The sequence below is a fragment of the Alkalihalophilus lindianensis genome (assembly GCF_032843265.1).
Taxonomy (GTDB): Bacteria; Bacillota; Bacilli; order Bacillales; family Bacillaceae_D; genus Alkalihalophilus; species Alkalihalophilus lindianensis.
This window is the reverse complement of record NZ_JAWJBA010000812.1, coordinates 1-247: the sequence shown is the minus strand read 5'-3', so window position 1 is coordinate 247 and position 247 is coordinate 1. Positions and strand designations below refer to the sequence as shown.

Here is a 247-nt window from a genome sequence, read left to right as displayed (position 1 = left end):
GCAAATATTGCTTGTGGTTTCCATGCAGGCGACTTTAATGTAATCCATGATACGGTTCGCAAAGCTATCGATAAGGAAGTTGCCATCGGGGCCCATCCTGGTTATCCCGATATTCAAGGATTTGGACGAAGACCATTACAGATGACAGCAAGAGAAATTTACAATTGTGTAATGTACCAAATTGGGGCACTCAAAATATTTACCGATCTCTACAATCAGCCGATCCAACATGTTAAACCCCATGGGG

At 42.9% G+C, this 247-nt stretch carries 1 protein-coding gene; it reads left to right on the top strand.

Translation table 11 applies throughout. The features are described 5' to 3' along the window. Positions 1-247: LamB/YcsF family protein (locus tag RYX56_RS24430; protein WP_317124396.1), on the top strand; the 247-nt coding region annotated here is incomplete at both ends.